The organism is Dietzia sp. KRD202, from assembly GCF_017168155.1.
Lineage (GTDB): Bacteria > Actinomycetota > Actinomycetes > Mycobacteriales > Mycobacteriaceae > Dietzia > Dietzia kunjamensis.
On record NZ_JABFAN010000016.1, the window covers coordinates 176,898 to 196,591 of the forward strand.

Sequence of the window (19,694 nt, forward strand, 5' to 3'; positions counted from 1 at the left end):
TTCAGGAGTCCTGCAGCCACACGGCGGTGTCCGGTGGCAGATCCCTCCCGTCGAGTGGGCCGGAGGCGAGGAGGATCTCGCCGTCGGGCAGGGGCACCGTCCGAGGGGATGTATTGATCATGCACAGGATCCCGCCGCCTTCGCGCCGAAACGCCTGACACCCGTCAAGTTCACTTTCCCAGACGATCGCTTCCGTGTCCGCCGCGGGCCACGACTGCCTGATCCCGATCGCCGACCGGTACAGCGACAGCACGGAGTCGGGGTCCTCCCGCTGGGCGGCGACCGTGAGGTGTGACCATCCCTCGGGCATCGGCAACCAGGTGTCGTCGGCGGTCGAGAACCCGTACGGGGGCCGGTCGCCCTCCCACGGGATCGGCACGCGGCAGTGGTCACGGCCCATCTCAGCGTGGCCGGTCCGTTCCCAGGTGGGGTCGGTGAGTCGATGGTGGGGGATCGCAAAATCGCTGGGCAGGCCGAGCTCGGCACCGTTGTAGAGGAACGCGATCCCCGGCAGCGCCAGCGTCACCAGGAGCATGGCGCGGGCCCGGGCCGTACCGACGGCCCCGTTGCCGTAGCGGGTCACCTCGCGGACGACGTCGTGGTTCGACAGCGCCCATGTGGGTGCCGCCCGCGAGACCCGTGCGGCCTCGAGCGTGGAGTCGATCGCCTCGCGCAGGGCGCGCGCGTCGAACGGGGCGCCGGTGAGGGCGAAGTGGAACGCGAAGTGCAGCTCGTCGGGTCGGAGGTAGCGGGCGAACCGGTCGGTCGGTCCCACCCACACCTCGCCGAAGGTGGCGGCGCCCGGGTAGTCGTCGAGGACGCGGCGGATCCGTCGGTGGATGTCGTGGACGCCGGGTCGGTCCCAGCGCGCGTCGCGGGGGTCGACGACGAGCTGGGCGATCTCCACGTCGTCGGGTAGGTCCGCCAGGTCGTCGGGTTTGGCCAGCCCGTGGGCCACGTCGATCCGGAAGCCGTCGACCCCCAGGTCCAGCCAGAACCGCAGGGTCCGCTCGAGATCGTCGGCGACCTCGGGATTCGTCCAGTCCAGGTCCGGCTGTTCGGGGGCGAAGAGGTGGAGGTACCACTGGCCAGGCGTGCCGTCGGGCTCGGTGACGCGGGTCCAGGCGGGTCCGCCGAACACCGACGGCCAGTTGTTCGGCGGTTCGGAGCCGTCCTCGCCGCGGCCGTCCCGGAAGAGGTAGCGCGCGCGTTCCGGGCTGCCCGGTCCGGCGGCGACCGCGGCGGCGAACCAGGGGTGCTCGATGCTGGTGTGATTGGGCACCAGGTCCATGATGAGCACCTTGCGGGCGGCGTGGAGCCGCCCGAGGAGCTCACGCAGCGTGTCGACGCTGCCGAACAGCGGATCCACGTCCCGCGGGTCGGACACGTCGTATCCGTGGTCGGCGCCGGGGGAGCGCATGATCGGGGAGAACCACACCCCGTCGACGCCCAGATGGTCCAGGTGGTCGAGGCGGTGGATCACGCCCTGCAGGTCACCGACGCCGTCGCCGTCGGAGTCGGCGAACGACCGCGGGTAGATCTGGTAGAGGACCATGTCCTCCCACCGGCGCGTCGCGTGGGAGGGAGGCCTCACCCGATCTCCGCGGTGTTGACCATCATCGCCGCGGCGCGGGTGAGGTAGTCGATGAGCGCCGCCCGGTGTTCGTCGTCCAGCGTCTCGCGGTCGATCGTGTCCACTGCGGCGAGCATGTGGGTGAGCCAGGCGTCGTGGGCGGCGCGGTCGACGACGTACGGGTTGTGCCGCATCCGCAGCCTCGGGTGCCCGCGCTGCTCGGAGTAGGTGGTGGGACCGCCCCAGTACTGCTCGAGGAACATCCGCAGACGGTCCTCGGCCGGCCCCAGGTCCTCCTCGGGGTACATCGGGCGCAGCACGGGGTCGCCCGCCACCCGGCGGTAGAACTCGTGGACGATCTTCCGGAACGTCTCCGCTCCACCGATCTCGTCATAAAAAGTGCTGCTGCTCATGCCTCCCATCATGCCTGCCCAGGTGTCCGTGGGGCCCCTGGGCAGGTGGTGGCGGGTGGGCGGCGGCGGCAGGAAACCCGCGGGAGACGACGACGACGAGGTCCCGCGACGGCGACCCGGATCCGCCCGCCCGCCGGGCCGAACCGGCCGGGTCGGCCACCTTCTGCTACGCGTTAGCCGCACGAAGTGTTCACCGAAGGTGCATCATCGTGGCAGGCGAGGTTCACGACGAGCCCGGACACGGCTGATGCACTGGGCTCGGGGCAGACGAGCGGAGACCGACCATGGGCACTGCAGTGCGCGAGAACACGGAGTACCGACAACGGGGTTCACGAGCCCCCTCCCGGCTGGAACCGGTCCCGGACCGGCACGTCCCGCTCGCGTCCGCCCCGCGCGTCCTGCTGCTCAACGCCAGCTACGAGGCCCTGACGGCCCTGCCCGCCCGCCGCGCGGTGGTGATGCTGATCGGCGGCAAGGCCGACGTGGTTCACGACCACCCGGTCGAGCTCCTGGTCCGCTCGGTGGACACCGCGATCCGCGTGCCGTCGGTGATCCGACTACGCGAATACGTGCGGATCCCGTACCGGTCGCAGGTCCCCATGACCCGCGCCGCGCTCATGCACCGCGACGGCCACCGGTGCGGCTACTGCAGTGCCAGGGCCACCACCGTCGACCACGTCATCCCGCGCAGCCGCGGGGGAGCGCACAGCTGGGAGAACTGCGTCGCCTCCTGCGCGCCGTGCAACCACCGCAAGGCCGACAAGCTGCTCTCCGAGCTCGGCTGGGAGCTGCGGGAGCCCCTCGCCGCCCCGCGGGGCCGGACCTGGCGGTTGGTCTCCCAGTTGCGGGAGATCGGCCCGCACTGGGAGGACTACCTCTACCTCGACGCCGCCTGAGGCGATCGGGCCCCCGTCGCCGGGGTCAGCCGAGCGCGAGGCTGTAGACCCCGTCGGATCCGGTGTCGGCGAAATACAGGGTGCGCCCGTCCTCGGACACCGCCAGCCCGGTGACACCGGCCATGCCGGTCTCGAAGACCCGGCCGGGGGAGCCGTCCCAGGCGAACTCGAGGACCCGGCCGGTGGCGTTGTCGGCGACGAACCAGGAGTCGGCGCCGGCCGCCAGCCCCGACGGGCGCTCCGCGGTGGCCGGGCCCGCGTCCTCGACGGCGGCGTCCCACACGTAGGAGTACTCGGCGAGGGTCTCGCGCGGCATGATCCAGCGGTCCCCGGCGGCGTCTATGGCGTCGCGGTTCCCGTGCTCGTCCACCCACGTCCGGACGGTCTCCGGGTCGTCGCCGTCGCCGGGGCCGCCGGGGAGGTGGCTCCAGTCGATCCCGCCGGGGCCGTGCTCGCCGTGGCCGGCGGGGGAGCCGTTCCAGTTGGAGACCATGACCTCGGTGCGCCCGCTGTCCGGCTGGAACCTGCGGACCACGCCCGCGCCGGTGTCGGCGTAGTAGACCCAGCCGCCGTGGGCCATCATCCCGCTCGGGACGCCCTCGACGCGCTCGTAGGGCAGGTCGATGTAACGCCGGGTGGTGCCGTCCCCGTGGAAACCGTTGCCCTCCTGGTGGTCGCGGTTGAAGTCCACGCGGGCCACGTGCCCCGGCCCGCTGCACCCGCCCTCGGTGTCACCGACCCCGCAGCCGTCGAGGACGTAGTACGCGTTGACGGCGTCGTGCAGGATCCCGGTGCTCAGCGGGTTGCCGTGCAGCATGTCCAGGTGGCTGCCCTGACGGGGCCACACGCACCGCGAGATCGTGTCCGACCAGTACTCGGCCGGGCACTGGTGCTCGGGGATTTCGTCCGGCGGATCGTGACTCAACCCCGGCTGCGGCCAGTCGGCGAGATAGGGCTTGTTCTGGCCCGCCAGGGCGAAGGTCTCCGGGGAGAAGAGCGAGGGGCCCATGAAGTTGTTGTCGCGGAAATGCGTATCGCGCTCCGGGTTGAGCACGAACTCCATGTCGCGCACCTCGTTGTTGGAGTCGTTTGACACGGCGAAGAACGCCCCGTCCTCGTTGAAGGCGATCCCGGAGGGCCTGGCCGTGAAGTGCTCCCCGTACCCGTCCCGCAGCGTGCGCGCCGAGGAGGCGTCGGCCGGGTCGACCACGGTCAGAGAGTCGTCGGCGGCGTTGGTGATCCACAGTTCCGCGGTGCCGGGCCGCACGGCGATCGAACTCGGATCGGCGAGCAACTCGCCCACCAGCACCGGTTCGGGACCCGGAGCCCCGCGGTCCCCGGCGGCGTCGGCGGGCTCGGCGTCGGCGGAACACCCACTCACCAGGAGCACGAGGGCGGCGGCCGCGGCCATCACCGCGACGGGTCCCCGGCGGGAGCGCCCCTCAGGTCGGTTGTCGTTCACAGGCCATCCCGTCACTCACGGCCCGCACGACTGCGCCGACACTCAGACCGGGAATTCTTCCACGACGCCGATGTGAGTCCACTTATCGGGGCAGTTGGAGACGCTGTCGTGTCGGAGTGGGTGGAGTGTCGGTGTCGGCGTGTCTCGGCGGCGGCTGGTCTCAGTGGCGGCCGGTCAGCCGGCCTCGGCCGCGTCGACGGCGCGGGCGTCCAGGGCCCGGACCATGTCGGCGGTCTGCTCGGCGATGATCCGCCGGAGGGCCGACGGGTGGGTCTCGTCCGCGATGACCTGCTCGAAGCGCTCGACGGTGTCGCGGTCCACCGCCCAGGACGGGAAGATCCCCTCGGCGACGGTCTGGGCGAGATCGCCGGGTCGTGCCCTCCACAGCGCCGTGACGTCATCCAGGTAGCGCTCGCAGAGCCCGCTGAGCAGGTGCTCCTGACCGGGCAGGTCGACACCCAGGAGCGTGGCGCGCACGATCGCGTTGGTGGGGGCGTCGGCGCCGGTCTCCAGCAGCAGCTGCTCTGCCTCCTCCTTGGCTCCGACGGTGGGGCGGGCGGCACGCGCGGTGGCAGCCCGCCGGGCTCCGCCGGCGGTGTCATCGGTGGCCAGTTCCGCCTCGATGCTGTCGGTGTCCGCGGCGCCGGCGGCGACCAGCGCGGTGAGCACGGTCCAGCGTAGGTCCGTGTCGACGACGAGGCCGGGCAGTCCCGCCTCGTCGGCTCCGGCGTCGAGGAGCGTGGCGAGCACGCGCCCCTGATCGACACCGACCGGGCAGGCGCACAGGGCGGTGAGGAACGCCAGCTGGTGATCGGACCCGGCCTCGGCGTCGCGGGCCGCGGTGAGCATGGCCGCGGAGAACGTCTTCCAGCCGGTGGCGGCGGCCCAGGCCGGGTCGGCGTAGCGCGCCAGCGCGGTCTGGGCCTGGGTGAGCACCCTCTGCACCACGCCGATGTGGGACTCACGCGGCACGGCCCGGGCCACGACCTCGACGAACCGGCGGGCCGGCAGGCGCCCCTCCCGCGTCATCTCCCACAGCGCGGACCAGCACAGCGTCCGCGCCAGCGGGTCCGCGACGTCCTCGAGCGACTCCAGGACGGTGGCCAGGGACCGCTCGTCGAGCCGGACCGAGCAGTAGGTCAGGTCGTCGTCGTTGGGCAGGACCAGATCGGGCACGGGCTGCCCGGCGAGCGCGGAGACGGGCGTCCGCTCGCCGGAGATGTCCAGCTCGGCCCGTTCGGTGCGCACGATCGCACCGGACTCGTCGCGGCTGTACAGGCCCACGCCGAGCCGGTGGGTGCGCAGCTCGCCGGCGCCCGGGGACGCCGGGCCCTGGACCACGGTCAGGCCGTCGATCGTGCGGGAGTCGCCACCGGTCGTGACCTCGACGGAGATCGGGTTGATGCCGGTCGTGCGCAGCCACTGGTCGGCCCACCCCGACAAATCGCGCCCCGACGACGTCTCCAGTGCGGAGAGCAGGTCGTCGAACCGGGCGTTGCCGAAGGCGTGCTCGGCGAAGTACGCGCGCAGACCGGCCAGGAACGGCTCGCGGCCCACGTAGGCCACCAGCTGCTTGAGCACCGAGGCGCCCTTGGCGTAGGTGATCCCGTCGAAATTGGTCTCCACCGTCTCCAGGTCGGTCATGTCCGCGGCGACGGGATGCGTGGAGGGCAGCTGGTCCTGGCGGTACGCCCACGACTTCTCCACGATCGCGAAGGTCGTCCAGGCGTCCGTGTACTGCGTCGCGTCGACCTGGGCCAGCACCGAGGCGAACGTGGCGAACGACTCGTTGAGCCACAGGTCGTCCCACCAGAACATGGTCACCAGGTCGCCGAACCACATGTGGGCCATCTCGTGCAGGATCGTCTCGTTGCGCCGCTCGTAGCGGTAGCCGGTTGCCCGGGAGCGGAAGACGTAGTCCTCGAGGAACGTCACGGCACCGGCGTTCTCCATGGCACCGGCATTGAACTCGGGGACGAAGATCTGGTCGTACTTGCCGAACGCGTACGGCAGGCCGAACTCACGGTGGTAGAAGCCGAAGCCCTCCTTGGTCTCGGCGAACAGGCGTTCCGAGTCGAGGAACTCTGCCAGCGACGCCCGGCACAGCAGGCGTAGAGGGATGGTGCCGTGCTCGTCGGTGTAGGCGTCCTCCACCACGTGGTACGGGCCCGCGATGAGGGCGACCAGGTACGTCGACATGATCTCGGTGGGCGCGAAGCGGTGCACCACGCCACCGCCGGGGGCCGGGGACTCCTCGGCCGGGGTGTTGGCCACCACCACCCACTGCTCGGGCGCGGTCACCGTCAGGGTGTAGCGGGCCTTGAGGTCGGGCTGGTCGACGCAGGCGAACACGCGCTTGGCGTCCGCCGTCTCGAACTGCGAGTAGAGATAGACCTCCCCGTCGGCCGGGTCGACCATCCGGTGCAGGCCCTCACCGGTGGTGGTGTACGCCAGATCGGCGTCCACGATCAGCTCATTCGTCGCTTGCAGGTCGGGCAGGGTGATGCCGTCCTCGTCGTCGTATCGCTCGTCGCCGGGGGCCGGGAATAGTTCCCGGCCGTTCAGGGTCGCCGACCGGATCACGGCCGCGCGGAGGTCGATGAAGGTCTCCGCACCCGGACGCGAGCAGGAGAACCGCACCACGGTGCGCGAACGGAAGGTGTCGGTCCCGGGCCCGCCGCGGCCGTCGGTGAGATCGATCTCCACGTCGTACGACTCGACGGCGAGCAGTTCCGACCGGGCGGCGGCGTCGGCGCGGGTGAGGTTGAGCGAGCGCATCGGTGAGGACCTCGGTTCGGTGGGGGTTCGGCTACCGCACCAGTCCTACCACCCGGCGGGGAGCCGAGGCGGCCGCAGTGGCGGCGGCCGCCGGAGACGGGGAGGATGGGGTCATGACATCAACTACCCGGTCCGCTACCCGCTCCGTCGACTTCTGGTTCGACCCGCTGTGCCCGTTCGCCTGGGTCACCAGCCGCTGGATCCTCGAGGTGGAGAAGGTCCGCGACATCTCGCTGACGTGGAACGTCATGAGCCTGTCCGTGCTCAACGAGGGCCGCGATCTGCCCGAGGAGTACACGGCATTGATGCAGCGCGGCTGGGGGCCGGTGCGCGTGGCCATCGCCGCGGCGAAGCTCCACGGTCCGGAGGTCCTCGGGACGCTGTACACCGAGTTGGGCACCCGCATCCACGATGAGGGCCGCGGCATCGAGGACCCCACCGTGATCACCGAGGCGCTCCAGGCCGCAGGCCTGGACGCCGACCTCGCCGCCGCCGCGGGGACCGATGAGTACGACGACGAGCTGCGCGCCTCCCACCACCGTGGCATGGACCCGGTGGGCGACGAGGTCGGGACCCCGGTCCTCCACGTCGACGGCACCGCGTTCTTCGGTCCCGTCCTCACCCGCATCCCCCGGGGCGAGGACGCCGGCAAGGTCTTCGACGGCGCCGCCATGCTCGCCGACTACCCGTACTTCTTCGAGCTCAAGCGCAGCCGTACCGAGGACCCGCAGTTCGACTGAGACCCGGGGGTGGGGTCGCGGTCGCGCGTGGCAGAATCGCGGTCATGCGCATCTACCTGGGGGCGGACCACGCCGGCTTCGAGACCAAGAACGCCATCGCCGAGCACCTCAAGGCCTCCGGGCACGAGGTGGTCGACTGCGGCGCCCACACCTACGACGCCGAGGACGACTACCCGGCCTTCTGCATCGACGCGGCAGCCAAGGTCGTCGCGGACCCGGGCAGTCTCGGGATCGTGCTCGGCGGCTCCGGTAACGGCGAGCAGATCGCGGCCAACAAGGTCCCCGGCGCCCGCTGCGCGCTGGCGTGGAGCGTCGAGACCGCGCGGCTGGCGCGTGAGCACAACAACGCCCAGCTCATCGGCATCGGGGGCCGCATGCACTCGGAGGAGGAGGCCCTCGCGATCGTCGACGCCTTCCTCGACCAGGAGTGGTCGGGGGTCGAGCGCCATCAGCGGCGCATCGACATCCTCGCCGAGTACGAGGCCACCCACGAGGCCCCGCCCGTCCCCGGCGCCTGAGTCCCCGTGCCTGAAGGGCACACCCTTCACCGGCTGGCCCGCCTGCACACCCAGTACTTCGTAGGCGGGCCCGTTCGTGTGTCCAGCCCGCAGGGGCGGTTCGCCGACCACGTCATCGTCGACGGACGGCACCTCGACCGCGCGACGGCCGTCGGCAAGCACCTCTTCCACCACTACGAGGGCGGCCTCGCGGTCCACGTCCACCTGGGGTTGTACGGTTTCTTCGACACGCACCTCGTCCCCGAGGGGCAGGACCCGCCCGCCCCGGTCGGGCAGGTGCGGATGCGGGTGCGCGCGACGGCGGGGGACGGGCCCGCCCACGTCGTCGACCTGCGCGGCCCGACCCGCTGTGAGGTGATCGCCGAGGCGGGCGTCGCAGACGTACGAGATCGACTGGGCCCGGATCCGCTGGATCCCGGTGCCGATCCGGTACGGGCGTGGGCGCGGATCAGTCGCAGCTCGCGGGCGATCGGCGCGCTGCTCATGGACCAGAAGGTGCTGGCCGGCGTCGGCAACGTCTACCGCGCCGAGGTGCTCTTCCGGCACGGGATCAACCCCTTCCTCCCCGGGGTGGAGCTGCGCGAGGGTCAGTACCGGGCGCTCTGGGACGACCTCGTGGAGCTGATGGAGGTCGGGGTGGAGACCGGCGCCATCCACACGATCCGGCCCGAGCACGACCACGGCGACGTGCCCCGCCGGGGCGCCGATCGACCGCGCAACTACGTCTACCAACGCGACGGCTGGGAGTGCCGGGTGTGCGGGGACGAGATCGCGCTGCAGACGATGGACGCCCGGACGCTCTTCTGGTGCCCGACGTGCCAGGCGGGCCGGCCGCGCTGAGGCCGCGGGCTGATCGGACAGGCGCTCGCGCGAGTCGCCGTCCGTGGGCACTCCGGCCGGGAAATCGACGATGCCCTGCCTCGTCAGTGTCTGACGGGGCAGGGCATCCGGTGGAGCGGGTGACGGGAATCGAACCCGCGTAGCCTGCTTGGAAGGCAGGGGCTTTACCATTAAGCTACACCCGCATCGGCAGCCTGACCTGGCGTTTCATACATGGTCACGCTCACGCCCGGACAACACTACCGGACCCTGGCGGCGCTCCCAACTCCCGGTCCGACAAGTCGGAATCGGCGGGCGGATGGCCCTGTCGTACACTGGCCGAGTTGGTTTGCGGCCCGGCGGATGTCCTGTGCATGATCGCGGGATGGTCGGCCGCGCGACTCACCGGGATGTGGCGCAGCTTGGTAGCGCATCCGCTTTGGGAGCGGAGGGTCGCAGGTTCGAATCCTGTCATCCCGACCAGCGGAGCCGAAAGACACGAACCCCACATGACTTCCTAGGAGAACATCACCGTGAAGAGCACTGTCGAGCAGCTCAACCCGACCCGGGTCAAGATCACCGTGGAGGTGCCGTTCGCGGAGCTCGAGCCGGATTTCGCCAAGGCCTACAAGTCGCTCGCCGGCCAGGTCAACATCCCGGGCTTCCGCCCGGGTAAGGCCCCGGCCAAGCTCCTCGAGTCGCGGATCGGTCGCCCGGCGGTCCTCGAGCAGGTCATCAACGACATGATCCCGTCGCGCTACAGCCAGGCCGTCGACGAGCACGAGCTCGTCGTGCTGGCCCAGCCCGAGATCGAGGTGACCAAGCTGGAGGACAACGACGTCGTCGAGTTCACCGCCGAGGTCGACATCCGCCCGGAGATCACCCTGCCGACCTTCGAGGACCTCGAGGTCACCGTCGAGGCCCCCGAGACCGACGAGGCCGCCGTCGACGCGGAGCTGGACAACCTGCGTGCCCGCTTCGGCACCCTCAAGGGCGTCGAGCGCGGCGCCACCACGGGCGACTTCCTCTCGGTGGACCTGGCCGCGACCGTCGACGGCGAGCCCGTCGACGAGGCCTCAACCGAAGGCCTGTCCTACGAGCTCGGCTCGGGCACCCTCGTCGAGGGCCTGGACGACGCGGCGGCGGGTCTCAAGGCCGGCGAGTCCAAGGAGTTCACCTCCTCGCTCGTCGCCGGTGACCACGCCGGCAAGGAGGCGGTCATCACCGTCACCGTGCAGTCCGTCAAGGAGCGCGAGCTGCCCGAGGCCGACGACGAGTTCGCGCAGATGGCCAGCGAGTTCGACACTCTCGACGAGCTCAAGGCAGACCTCACCGAGAAGGTCGCGCAGCAGGCCAAGGCCGGCCTCGCGGGCGAGATCCGCGACAAGGTCCTCGACGCGCTGATGGAGGCCACCGACGTCCCGACCCCGGAGGCGGTCGTCGCCTCCGAGGCCCACGCCCAGATGCACCAGCTCATCGACCAGTTCGGTGGCGACGCGTCGATCCTGGACCAGGCGCTGGCCGCCGAGGGCACCGACCGCGAGACCTTCGAGGCCGAGACCCGTGAAGGCGCCGCCCGCGCCATCCGCAGCCAGCTGCTGCTGGACGCCGTCGCCGAGCAGAACTCGACCGACGTCTCGCAGGAGGAGCTCACCCAGCACATCCTGTTCCAGGCCCAGCGCTACGGCATGGACCCCAACCAGTTCGTGCAGCAGATCCAGCAGGCCGGTCAGCTCGGCTCGCTGTTCTCCGACGTCCGCCGGTCCAAGGCCCTGGCCGACGTGATCGGCAAGGTCACCGTCAAGGACACCGAGGGCAACGTCGTCGACACCAGCGAGTTCTTCGGCACCGTCGAGGCGGACTCCGCCGAGGACGCCGATGAGGCCGGGTCCGACGCCGTCGAGACGGCAGCGGACGAGAAGGACTCCGACGCCTGATCGTCCCCTGATCGACCCCCGACAGGGCCGGGACCGCACCACGCGGCCCCGGCCCTGTCGTCGTGGCCCCCGCGGACGATGCTGGTGGCCCGACGCTGAGAGCGAACACCCGCCCCGGCGGGACGGTTCCGTCGTCGGTGTTGGTTAGTGTTTGACGTAACGGTTCCCCGGCCACCGGTCGGCCGGGCGCCGCGCTAGCGGTGAAGACGATGAGCGAAGGTAGGTTCCCCGTGGCCCAGAACGGTTCAGCGGCTCAGCCCGGTTCGACGCAGCCCGCACTCAGCTCGCCGGGGTCGCACGGACTCACCCTCGGCGACTCCGTGTACGAGCGCCTCCTGCAGGAGCGGATCATCTTCCTGGGCTCCCAGGTCGACGACGACATCTCCAACCGCCTCTGCGCGCAGATCCTGCTGCTCGCGGCGGAGGACCCCACCCGCGACATCGCGCTGTACATCAACTCGCCCGGTGGTTCCGTGACGGCCGGCATGGCGATCTACGACACGATGCAGTTCGTCGAGTGCGACGTGGCCACCTACGGCATGGGCCTGGCCGCCTCGATGGGTCAGTTCCTGCTGACCGCGGGCACCAAGGGCAAGCGCTACGCCCTGCCGCACGCGAAGATCATGATGCACCAGCCGTCGGCCGGTGTCGGTGGTTCGGCCGCCGACATCGCCATCCAGGCCGAGCAGTACGCCGCCACCAAGCGTGAGATGGCCGAGCTCATCGCCTTTCACACGGGCCAGACGTTCGAGCAGGTCACCGAGGACTCCGACCGTGACCGCTGGTTCTCCGCCGAGGAGGCCAAGGAGTACGGGTTCGTCGACCACGTGATCTCGCGCGCGTCCCAGACGGGCGGGACCTCGCCGTCGTGATCGAGCCCTCCGCCCACGGGAGCGCTCCCGCAGCCCACCCAGCCCCGCACACCACCACGGAGTCACCGATGACCTCAATGCCGACCTCCCGATACATCCTGCCGTCCTTCGTCGAGCACTCCAGCTACGGCGTCAAGGAGTCCAACCCCTACAACAAGCTCTTCGAGGAGCGCATCATCTTCCTGGGCACCCAGGTCGACGACGCCTCGGCGAACGACATCATGGCCCAGCTGCTGGTCCTGGAGGGTCAGGACCCGGACCGCGACATCACCATGTACATCAACTCGCCGGGTGGCTCGTTCACCTCGCTCATGGCGATCTACGACACCATGCAGTACGTGCGGCCGGACATCGTGACGGTCTGCCTCGGCCAGGCCGCGTCGGCCGCCGCGGTACTGCTCGCGGCGGGCACCAAGGGCAAGCGGGCCGCGCTGCCCAACGCCCGCGTGCTCATCCACCAGCCGGCCACCGGCGGCATCCAGGGCCAGGTCTCCGACCTCGAGATCCAGGCCGCGGAGATCGAGCGGATGCGTCGCCTCATGGAGACCACGCTGGCCCAGCACACCGGGCGCACCGCCGATCAGGTCCGCAAGGACACCGATCGCGACAAGATCCTCACGGCCGCGGAGGCCAAGGACTACGGCATCATCGACACCGTGTTCGACTACCGCAAACTGTCGACGAGCAACTGAGCCGACGGCGGCGCGCCGCTGGGGGTAGCGGTGGGCCGTCGGGTGCAATGAACTGATCACGCGGGGTCGGCTTTACGGCCGTCACCGCGTACCGTCGACTACGGGGCGTGACATCGGCGCCCCCGGAATGCGAGGACGTAGAACTCATGGCGCGTGTAGGTGAGAGCGGCGACCTGTTGAAGTGTTCCTTCTGTGGGAAGAGCCAGAAGCAGGTCAAGAAGCTGATCGCCGGTCCCGGCGTCTACATCTGCGACGAGTGCATCGAGCTGTGCAACGAGATCATCGAGTCTGAGGTCGACGATGCGCAGGAGACGGGTCCGGACTCGCTGCCCAAGCCGTCCGAGATCCACGCGTTCCTGGACGAATACGTGGTGGGGCAGGACGCCGCCAAGCGCAACCTGGCCGTGGCCGTCTACAACCACTACAAGCGCATCCGGGTGGGGGCCTCCCTCGGCCGCGGCGACGGTGTCGAGTTGGCCAAGTCCAACATCCTCATGCTGGGCCCCACCGGCTGTGGCAAGACCTACCTCGCCCAGACGTTGGCCAAGATGCTCAACGTGCCCTTCGCGATCGCGGACGCCACCGCGTTGACCGAGGCCGGTTACGTCGGTGAGGACGTGGAGAACATCCTCCTCAAGCTCATCCAGGCCGCGGACTTCGACACCAAGCGTGCCGAGATGGGCATCATCTACATCGACGAGGTCGACAAGATCGCCCGCAAGGCCGAGAACCCGTCGATCACCCGGGACGTCTCCGGTGAGGGCGTCCAGCAGGCGCTGCTGAAGATCCTCGAGGGCACGCAGGCGTCGGTGCCGCCGCAGGGCGGCCGCAAGCACCCGCACCAGGAGTTCATCCAGATCGACACGTCCAACGTGTTGTTCATCGTGGCCGGTGCCTTCCAGGGCCTGGAGAAGATCGTCGGCGACCGCGTGGGTCGCAAGGGGATGGGTTTCGGGTCCGAGGTCGCCAGCAAGAAGGACCTCGACACGACCGACAACTTCAGCGAGGTCATGCCGGAGGACCTGGTGAAGTACGGGTTGATCCCCGAGTTCATCGGCCGCCTGCCCGTCGTGGCGACCGTGACGAGCCTGGACCGCGAGGCCCTGGTCAACATCCTCTCCGAGCCCAAGAACGCGCTGGTCAAGCAGTACGCCCGGCTGTTCGAGATGGACGGTGTCGAGCTGGAGTTCACCGAGGACGCCCTCGAGGCCGTGGCCGACCAGGCGATCCTGCGGGGGACCGGTGCCCGTGGCCTGCGCGCCATCATGGAGGAGGTCCTCCTGCCGGTCATGTACGACATCCCCGGGCGCGACGACGTCGCCCGCGTGGTGGTCACCGGTGAGACGGTCCGCGACAACGTCCTGCCGACGATCGTCCCCTTCTCCGACGAGGAGCTGCGCGAGCGTTCCGCCTGACACCGGACCCGCGAGAAGGCCCCCGCCACTCGGCGGGGGCCTTCTATCGTCTCCGGCCCGGGCGGGCGCCGGGTCAGGCCGCCGCGCGCCGCTCCAGCAGCGCCGAGACGGCCATCCCCAGCACGATGCCCCAGAACGGCGCCGAGATCCCGAGCAACGACACGTCCGCGACGGTGACGAGCAGGCACACGAGCGGTCCGAGTGCCCGGTCGGTCCGGAACGCGGTGACGAACGCCGACTGCAGCGGCGCGAGCATCGCCAACCCGCCCAGGGCGGCGATGAACGCTGCGGGCGTGCCGAGGATGAGCCCGACGAAGGCCGGGGAGAAGACGCCGACCACCAGGGCCAGGCCGCCGTTGCCGATCGCGGCGGCGTAGTGGCGGTCGCGCTCACCGGAGGAGACGAGCAGGGCGTTCGTCGGTCCGGTCAGGCACGTCGAGACCGCGCCGACCGCCGAGACCAGCAGAGACCAGACGCCGCATGCCACCGCGCACGCCGAGACCGGGGGGTGGTGGCCCTTCGCGCGCAGGACCGCGATGCCCTGACCGTTCTGCACCACGAGGACGGTGATGGCCAGTGGGACGACCAGCTCGGCGATCGCCCGGAGGGTGAATTCCGGGGCCTGCAGCATGGGGGCGGCGATCAGTCCGTCGTCGAGGACGCCGCGCGACAGCCCGCCGGACAGGACCACGGCGACAATCCCCACGACCATCGCAGCCAGGATGGGCGGTACCACCCTGGCCAGGCGGGGGACGGCGCCGACGACGAGGAACGCGATCGCCATCGGCAGGGCCACCGCGACGGAGGCCCACACGGCCTCGACCAGTCCCAGCCCGAACCGGAGGAACACCCCGGCGACCATCGCCATGATGATCGGCATGGGGATCCAGTCCATGAGCCGGCGGGCCAGGCCGGTCAGCCCGACCAGCAGGATCAGCACCCCGGTCACGACGTAGGCCCCCAGGACCTCCGACCACCGCAGGTGCCCGAGTGAGTTGCCCACGATCACGGTGCCCGGGATGGTCCAGAAGAACGCCAGCGGCGTGCGGTAGGCCCAGCTCATGATGATGGTGAGCAGTCCGTTGGCGAAGAACACGCCGAAGATCCACGAGGACAACTGTGCGGGGGACAGGTCGCCCTGCCCACCGGCGGCGAGGATGACGGCGACGGGGCCGGTCGCCGAGAACACGAGCGCGATCAGCGCGTTGGCGAACTCGCGGGGGCCGAGGTCGGCGAGCACCCGGCGGGGCGAGGGGCGCGCCACCGGGGCGGAGTCGCGTCGGCGGCCGCGCGCGGGCGGCTGGCCGGTCGCGGTCGGGTCGGCGGGGCGGACGGTGGTGTCGTCCGGGGTTCCGTTGCTCACAGGTCTCCCGTGGGGTCGGGGTCGGTACGGAAGGGCTCGCTGCTGCGGGAGACGTGTGCGGCCAGCTCGGTGCGACCGCTCACTCCGAGCTTCGAGTAGATGCGGGTCAGGTGGTACTGGACGGTCTTGACCGACAGGAACAACTCCTCGGCCGCCTGGGCGTTGGTCCGGCCCGCGGCGACGAGCGTCGCGACCGCACTCTCCTGGGGCGTCAGGGTGCTGTTGCCCCCTGTCCTGGCCACGTCCACGCCGCCCGCGCGGCGTTCGCGATCGCACCGCTCCACGTAGGCGCGGGCCCCCAGTTGCTCGTAGATGTCGCGGGCGGTACCCAGCGCGAGGTGCGCCTCCCGGCGCCGGCCGGCCCTGCGCAGGGTCTGCCCGTAGCCGAAGTGCATGCGCGCGGAGTAGTAGGGCATGGCCAGGCCGTCGAGGTGGTCGAGACTGCGGCGGAAGATCCGGTTGCACTCGTCCACGTCCCCGCGCACCGCGGCGACCCGGGCGCGCACCGCCCCGAGCCGGGCGAGGGTGGAACGGTGACCCTGGCGCTCGGCGCGGGCCTCGGCGGGACCGATGAGGTCCTCCGCCTCGTCGAGCCGACCCGCGAGGACGAGAGCGTGGGAGTACAGGTCGTGCCACGGCCAGTACCCGGGCTGATCGATGTCGAGCTCGCGGGACAGGGCCACCAGGGGCTCGGCGGCCAGACGCACGGACGTGTAGTCACCGGACGAGGCCGCCACCTGCATCCGCGCCATCGCCGACGGGATGACCTGGACCGGGTAGGCGTCGGCGCTGGTCGTGAGATTGCGCAGGTGGGCGGCCGCCCCGAGGTGGTCACCCCGCATGGACCGGATGACGGCGCCGGGCCAGTGCACGACCGGGGCCAGCAGGTCCAGTTCGAGATCGTCGACCCTGCGGGCGGCGGTGTCCACCACTCGCAGGGCGTCATCCCAGTCGCCGCGCAGCAGGAGCGTGCGGGCGAGCCACGCCTGGGCCCAGATGGAGATGCGTGCGGAGCCCGAGACGTCCGCCGTGGGGACGGCGGACCCCAGGTGCCGGCGGGCGGTCTCCAGGTCGTCGCGAGCCAGGGCGATCCACCCCGCCGCCATCTCGAAGCGCTGGGCCACGGCCGGCGCGAGACCGGCGAGCCGGTCCTCGACGGCGGGGGACGCGTCGGGGCCGCCCTCGATCGCGCGGCCCAGCATCTCGATGGCCCGGGCCTCCTCGACCTCGGGTTGGTCCGGGCGCCCGCTGCCGGTGACCACCCGTGTCCAGTGGCGGATGCGGGTCGGTCGCCACTCGCACAGGGAGTGGACGACGAACTTCTGGGCCAGGGCGACCGGGTCCGCGGCGGGAGAACCCGGGACGCCGCCCTCGCGGGCGGCGAGGGCGCGGTCGAGCAGGACCTGGGCCTCTCCGGCGTGCCCGAGGTGCACCGCGAGGGATCCCAGTACGGCGTCCCGCCGGGGATCCGACCGCACCCGCTCCAGTCCCTGGGCCAGTGATCGGGCCTCACTGATGCGGCCCGCGTTGATGAGTGCGTCGACCCCGTCGATGTGCAGGTCGCGGGCGCGGTCGCCGTCAGGGGTGAGCGCCGCCGCGGTGAGGTAGGCGTGGCCGGCCGAGCTCCATCGACCGGCGCGGGCGTGCACGAGCGCGCGGGCGCGCAGCGTCTCGGACAGGTCCGCATCGGGCCCCGTCGACGCGGAGGCGCGGTGGTCGAGCGCGCCGTCGACGTCGTCGGCGGCCTCGGCGACGCGGCCGGCCAGCGTATGCAGGTGGAGCAGTTCGCTGGGCGGTACCCCGCGAAGGACCGCCGTCCGCAACAGTGGGGAGCGGAACCGGACGGTCGCGGCGCCGGGGGAGAGGTCCACCTGGGCCAGGTCCGCCGTGTGGGCGGCGTCCAGGGCGGCGGACACGAGCGCGGGGCCGGGTACGACCCCGCCCCGCGCAGAGATGAGCGCGGTCAGCGACTCGAGCGTGACTGGTGGGGACAGGACGGCGGCAGCCTCGATGACCTCCCGCTGCCCGGGCTCCATCGCGTCGAGCAGCGCCGCCGTCTCCCGCTCGACGGAGGCGGGCAGCGGCGGGACGGAGAAGGGGGCGATCCACCACGAGCCGGGCGCCTGATCGGCCACCGTCGCCACGGCACCCGCCTCGCCGCCGGTGTAGTCCAGTAGACGCCGGGCCGCCGCCGCGGACGGTTCGCGCCCGGTCCGGGTCGCGACGAGCGTCCGGATCTCGGACTGGTCCAGGGCTCCCAGCCGCACGGTCTCGCGGGCCAACTCCGCGCACAGTTCGGCGGAGGGGCCGTGCGCGGGGCTGCCGAGGGTCAGCACGAGCATGACGGAGGCCCGGCCGGCCGCCTCCACGGCGGAGGCCAGGACACGCAGGGAGTCGGGATCGGAGTACTCCGCGTCGTCGATCACCACCACCGCGCCGGGGCCGGCGGTGACGAACGCCCGGGCCAGGGCCTCGACGAGCACGACGTCACCGACCGGCCCGGCCGTCTCTGCGACCCCCGCGACCCCGGCCGTCTCTGCGGCCGCGGCGCGACGTGGTGGTTCGGCGTCGGGCCGGGGCAGGCGCTCGAGGACCCGGGCGGCCACGACGAGCTTCGTGTCCTTCTCCCACGGCAGCGCCCGCACGAGCACCGAGGTGACCCCGGCGAGTTCGGCGACCACGGAGTCGACGAGGTGGCTCTTGCCCCCACCGTCGGCGGCGGTGACCAGCACGGTCGTCGACCGCTTGCCCGCCACCGCGTCGTGGATCGAATGGAGACGATCCGCGGCGCGGTGGTGACCGTAGCGGGGGACGGGGTGGGCGAAGGTCATGCGGTCAGCGTAGATCCGACCCGGCGTGCTCGACCGGTTCCGCGGCGACGGGCTCCCCGGCCACCGCGGCGGCCGGCGGGTCGAAGTCCAGCGGCGTGACCTCGTCGGGGACCGCGACGGGCTCGGACTGGGCGGGCGAGCGGGGCACGGCCAGGGTCAGGGCGGCGCCGGCGAGGGCGATCCCGCCGAACACGAGGAAGGAAGTGTCCGCCTCCAGTCCGGCCGCGACGAGGAAGCCGCCGATCACGGGACCGAGGATGCCGCCGAGGCGTCCGAACCCCGCGCACCACGCCACACCCGCGGCGCGTGCGCCCGTCTCGTAGTAGTTGGAGACGAACCCGTACAGCAGGACCTGTGTGCCGATCGTGCCCATGCCGGCAGCCGCGACGAGGGCGACGACCAGGACGAACGGCGGGGACACGGTGATGGCGACCAGGGCCAGGGTGGCCAGGACGAACGAGCAGGCGACGATCACGCGCGGCCCGTGCCGGTCGGCGAGCCACGAGGCCGCGAGACCGCCCACGATCGCGCCGCCGTTGAGGACGAGCAGGAAGCCGAGGGAGCTCTTGGCGTCGATGCCGTAGTTCTTCATGATCGTCGGCAGCCAGGTGTTGAGGCCGTAGGTGAGCAGCAGGCCGGCGAAGCTCATGAACCCCAGGAGCAGGGTGCCGAGGCGGTAGGCGGGGGACAGCAGGGCGGCGAAGCCGGTGCGGGCGGCCACCTTGTCGTCGTTGCGGTCATCGCGAGGCGTCGTGTCGGCGGTGCGGGGCGCGCCCGGCGCCGCGGCCATCTCGAGCGGCAGGCCCCTGCTGGCACACACCTCGGCGGCCTGGCGGGTGCGGCCGCGGGAGGCCAGCCACCGCGGGGACTCGGGGAGCGCGAACCAGGCGTAGGGGAGGACCAGCACCAGTGGGACGGCGCCGATGAGGAACAGGCCGCGCCATCCGATGTGGTCCCGCAGCACCATGGCCAGCGCGGAGGCCAGGACACCGCCGGCGGGGATCCCGCTGTAGACGACCGCGTTGAAAAGGTTGCGACGCCCGGCGGGGGCGAACTCGGCGATGATCGCACCGGCCGTGGCGACGATGGCGCCGATCCCCAGCCCGGTGAGCAGGCGAAGGACGCCGAACGTGGTGATGTCGCGGGCAAACGCGGTGGCGGCCATCCCGACGGAGAACCAGGCGATGGCGCCGAGCATGATCCGGCGTCGGCCGATGCGGTCACCGACGGCGCCGGCGGTGAGGGCGCCGATCATCACGCCGACGAGGGCGTACGAGCCGAGCGCACCGGCCTGGGCCGCGCCGAGGGCGCCGATCTGGGTGGGGTCGGCCATGAGGGTGGGCAGGACGGCGCCGTAGATGACGAGGTCGTATCCGTCGAAGAGG

At 71.3% G+C, this 19,694-nt stretch carries 15 protein-coding genes and 2 tRNA genes; 9 read left to right on the forward strand and 8 right to left on the reverse strand.

Features of this window, described 5'->3' with window-relative positions:
• Position 1 precedes the first annotated feature (1 nt).
• Together J1M64_RS11510 and J1M64_RS11515 are read right to left on the reverse strand one after the other, a co-directional pair.
• Complete coding sequence (locus tag J1M64_RS11510) at positions 2 to 1,555, reverse strand: glycoside hydrolase family 13 protein (protein ID WP_206474330.1); 1,554 nt, start codon at positions 1,553 to 1,555, stop codon at positions 2 to 4.
• 35 nt (positions 1,556 to 1,590) lie between these two features.
• Positions 1,591 to 1,986 (reverse strand): globin, encoded by a 396-nt coding sequence (locus J1M64_RS11515; protein ID WP_182610313.1) that lies wholly within the window; start codon positions 1,984 to 1,986, stop codon positions 1,591 to 1,593.
• A gap of 284 nt (positions 1,987 to 2,270) precedes the next feature.
• On the opposite strand from J1M64_RS11515, the gene J1M64_RS11520 reads away from it, so the two are divergent.
• Positions 2,271 to 2,882, forward strand: coding sequence for an HNH endonuclease (locus J1M64_RS11520; protein ID WP_206474228.1), 612 nt, complete (start codon positions 2,271 to 2,273; stop codon positions 2,880 to 2,882).
• Between the two features lie 25 nt (positions 2,883 to 2,907).
• Here the strand turns inward: J1M64_RS11520 and J1M64_RS11525 are convergent, their stop codons facing one another.
• Together J1M64_RS11525 and pepN are read right to left on the reverse strand one after the other, a co-directional pair.
• Positions 2,908 to 4,344 carry a hypothetical protein gene (locus tag J1M64_RS11525; protein WP_206474229.1) on the reverse strand — a complete coding sequence of 479 codons (1,437 nt, stop codon included), beginning with the start codon at positions 4,342 to 4,344 and terminating at the stop codon, positions 2,908 to 2,910.
• 174 nt (positions 4,345 to 4,518) lie between these two features.
• Positions 4,519 to 7,122 carry an aminopeptidase N gene (gene pepN / locus J1M64_RS11530; RefSeq protein ID WP_206474230.1) on the reverse strand — a complete coding sequence of 868 codons (2,604 nt, stop codon included), beginning with the start codon at positions 7,120 to 7,122 and terminating at the stop codon, positions 4,519 to 4,521.
• A gap of 113 nt (positions 7,123 to 7,235) precedes the next feature.
• Between pepN and J1M64_RS11535 the strand changes: the two genes are divergently transcribed.
• The 3 genes from J1M64_RS11535 to J1M64_RS11545 are packed head-to-tail and all read left to right on the forward strand — an operon-like array spanning position 7,236 to position 9,220.
• The gene (locus tag J1M64_RS11535; RefSeq protein ID WP_119192399.1) at positions 7,236 to 7,862 is read left to right on the forward strand and encodes a DsbA family protein; all 627 of its coding nucleotides are present in this window, start codon (positions 7,236 to 7,238) and stop codon (positions 7,860 to 7,862) included.
• Between the two features lie 44 nt (positions 7,863 to 7,906).
• The gene (locus tag J1M64_RS11540; RefSeq protein ID WP_096905799.1) at positions 7,907 to 8,380 is read left to right on the forward strand and encodes a ribose-5-phosphate isomerase; all 474 of its coding nucleotides are present in this window, start codon (positions 7,907 to 7,909) and stop codon (positions 8,378 to 8,380) included.
• Positions 8,381 to 8,386: 6 nt separating this feature from the next.
• Positions 8,387 to 9,220, forward strand: coding sequence for an Fpg/Nei family DNA glycosylase (locus J1M64_RS11545; RefSeq protein WP_206474231.1), 834 nt, complete (start codon positions 8,387 to 8,389; stop codon positions 9,218 to 9,220).
• A gap of 111 nt (positions 9,221 to 9,331) precedes the next feature.
• Here the strand turns inward: J1M64_RS11545 and J1M64_RS11550 are convergent.
• A tRNA-Gly gene (locus tag J1M64_RS11550) sits at positions 9,332 to 9,405 on the reverse strand.
• Between the two features lie 200 nt (positions 9,406 to 9,605).
• Between J1M64_RS11550 and J1M64_RS11555 the strand changes: the two genes are divergently transcribed.
• From J1M64_RS11555 to clpX, 5 genes are all read left to right on the forward strand, one after another.
• Positions 9,606 to 9,682: transfer RNA gene (locus J1M64_RS11555), tRNA-Pro, on the forward strand.
• A 50-nt stretch (positions 9,683 to 9,732) separates the two neighbouring features.
• Positions 9,733 to 11,136: a trigger factor gene (tig, locus tag J1M64_RS11560; RefSeq protein ID WP_206474232.1), complete on the forward strand. Its 1,404-nt coding sequence runs from the start codon at positions 9,733 to 9,735 to the stop codon at positions 11,134 to 11,136.
• Positions 11,137 to 11,345: 209 nt separating this feature from the next.
• The gene (locus J1M64_RS11565) at positions 11,346 to 12,008 is read left to right on the forward strand and encodes an ATP-dependent Clp protease proteolytic subunit (protein ID WP_119192410.1); all 663 of its coding nucleotides are present in this window, start codon (positions 11,346 to 11,348) and stop codon (positions 12,006 to 12,008) included.
• Positions 12,009 to 12,076: 68 nt separating this feature from the next.
• A complete protein-coding gene (locus J1M64_RS11570) occupies positions 12,077 to 12,700 on the forward strand; it encodes an ATP-dependent Clp protease proteolytic subunit (RefSeq protein WP_119192402.1) in 624 nt (207 codons plus the stop codon).
• 146 nt (positions 12,701 to 12,846) lie between these two features.
• Entirely contained in the window at positions 12,847 to 14,115 is a 1,269-nt protein-coding gene (clpX, locus tag J1M64_RS11575) for an ATP-dependent Clp protease ATP-binding subunit ClpX (protein ID WP_206474233.1), read from the forward strand.
• A 73-nt stretch (positions 14,116 to 14,188) separates the two neighbouring features.
• On the opposite strand, the gene J1M64_RS11580 is transcribed toward clpX, so the two are convergent.
• The 3 genes from J1M64_RS11580 to J1M64_RS11590 form a co-directional block, all read right to left on the reverse strand.
• Positions 14,189 to 15,478 carry a benzoate/H(+) symporter BenE family transporter gene (locus J1M64_RS11580; protein ID WP_206474234.1) on the reverse strand — a complete coding sequence of 430 codons (1,290 nt, stop codon included), beginning with the start codon at positions 15,476 to 15,478 and terminating at the stop codon, positions 14,189 to 14,191.
• Complete coding sequence (locus J1M64_RS11585) at positions 15,475 to 18,309, reverse strand: LuxR family transcriptional regulator (protein WP_206474235.1); 2,835 nt, start codon at positions 18,307 to 18,309, stop codon at positions 15,475 to 15,477. Before J1M64_RS11585 ends, J1M64_RS11580 begins: the two co-directional genes overlap by 4 nt.
• 4 nt (positions 18,310 to 18,313) lie before the next feature.
• Positions 18,314 to 19,694, reverse strand: a 1,381-nt coding sequence (locus tag J1M64_RS11590; RefSeq protein ID WP_241261442.1) for an aromatic acid/H+ symport family MFS transporter, incomplete at its 5' end; no start/stop codon positions are given.

Coding starts and splice junctions, on each gene's coding strand:
- J1M64_RS11515 (WP_182610313.1), bottom strand. CDS start 1,986: ATGAGCAGCAGCACTTTTTATGACGAGATCGGTGGAGCGGAGACGTTC.
- J1M64_RS11535 (WP_119192399.1), top strand. CDS start 7,236: ATGACATCAACTACCCGGTCCGCTACCCGCTCCGTCGACTTCTGGTTC.
- J1M64_RS11520 (WP_206474228.1), top strand. CDS start 2,271: ATGGGCACTGCAGTGCGCGAGAACACGGAGTACCGACAACGGGGTTCA.
- J1M64_RS11565 (WP_119192410.1), top strand. CDS start 11,346: ATGAGCGAAGGTAGGTTCCCCGTGGCCCAGAACGGTTCAGCGGCTCAG.
- pepN (WP_206474230.1), bottom strand. CDS start 7,122: ATGCGCTCGCTCAACCTCACCCGCGCCGACGCCGCCGCCCGGTCGGAA.
- J1M64_RS11585 (WP_206474235.1), bottom strand. CDS start 18,309: ATGACCTTCGCCCACCCCGTCCCCCGCTACGGTCACCACCGCGCCGCG.
- J1M64_RS11510 (WP_206474330.1), bottom strand. CDS start 1,555: ATGGTCCTCTACCAGATCTACCCGCGGTCGTTCGCCGACTCCGACGGC.
- clpX (WP_206474233.1), top strand. CDS start 12,847: ATGGCGCGTGTAGGTGAGAGCGGCGACCTGTTGAAGTGTTCCTTCTGT.
- J1M64_RS11570 (WP_119192402.1), top strand. CDS start 12,077: ATGACCTCAATGCCGACCTCCCGATACATCCTGCCGTCCTTCGTCGAG.
- J1M64_RS11540 (WP_096905799.1), top strand. CDS start 7,907: ATGCGCATCTACCTGGGGGCGGACCACGCCGGCTTCGAGACCAAGAAC.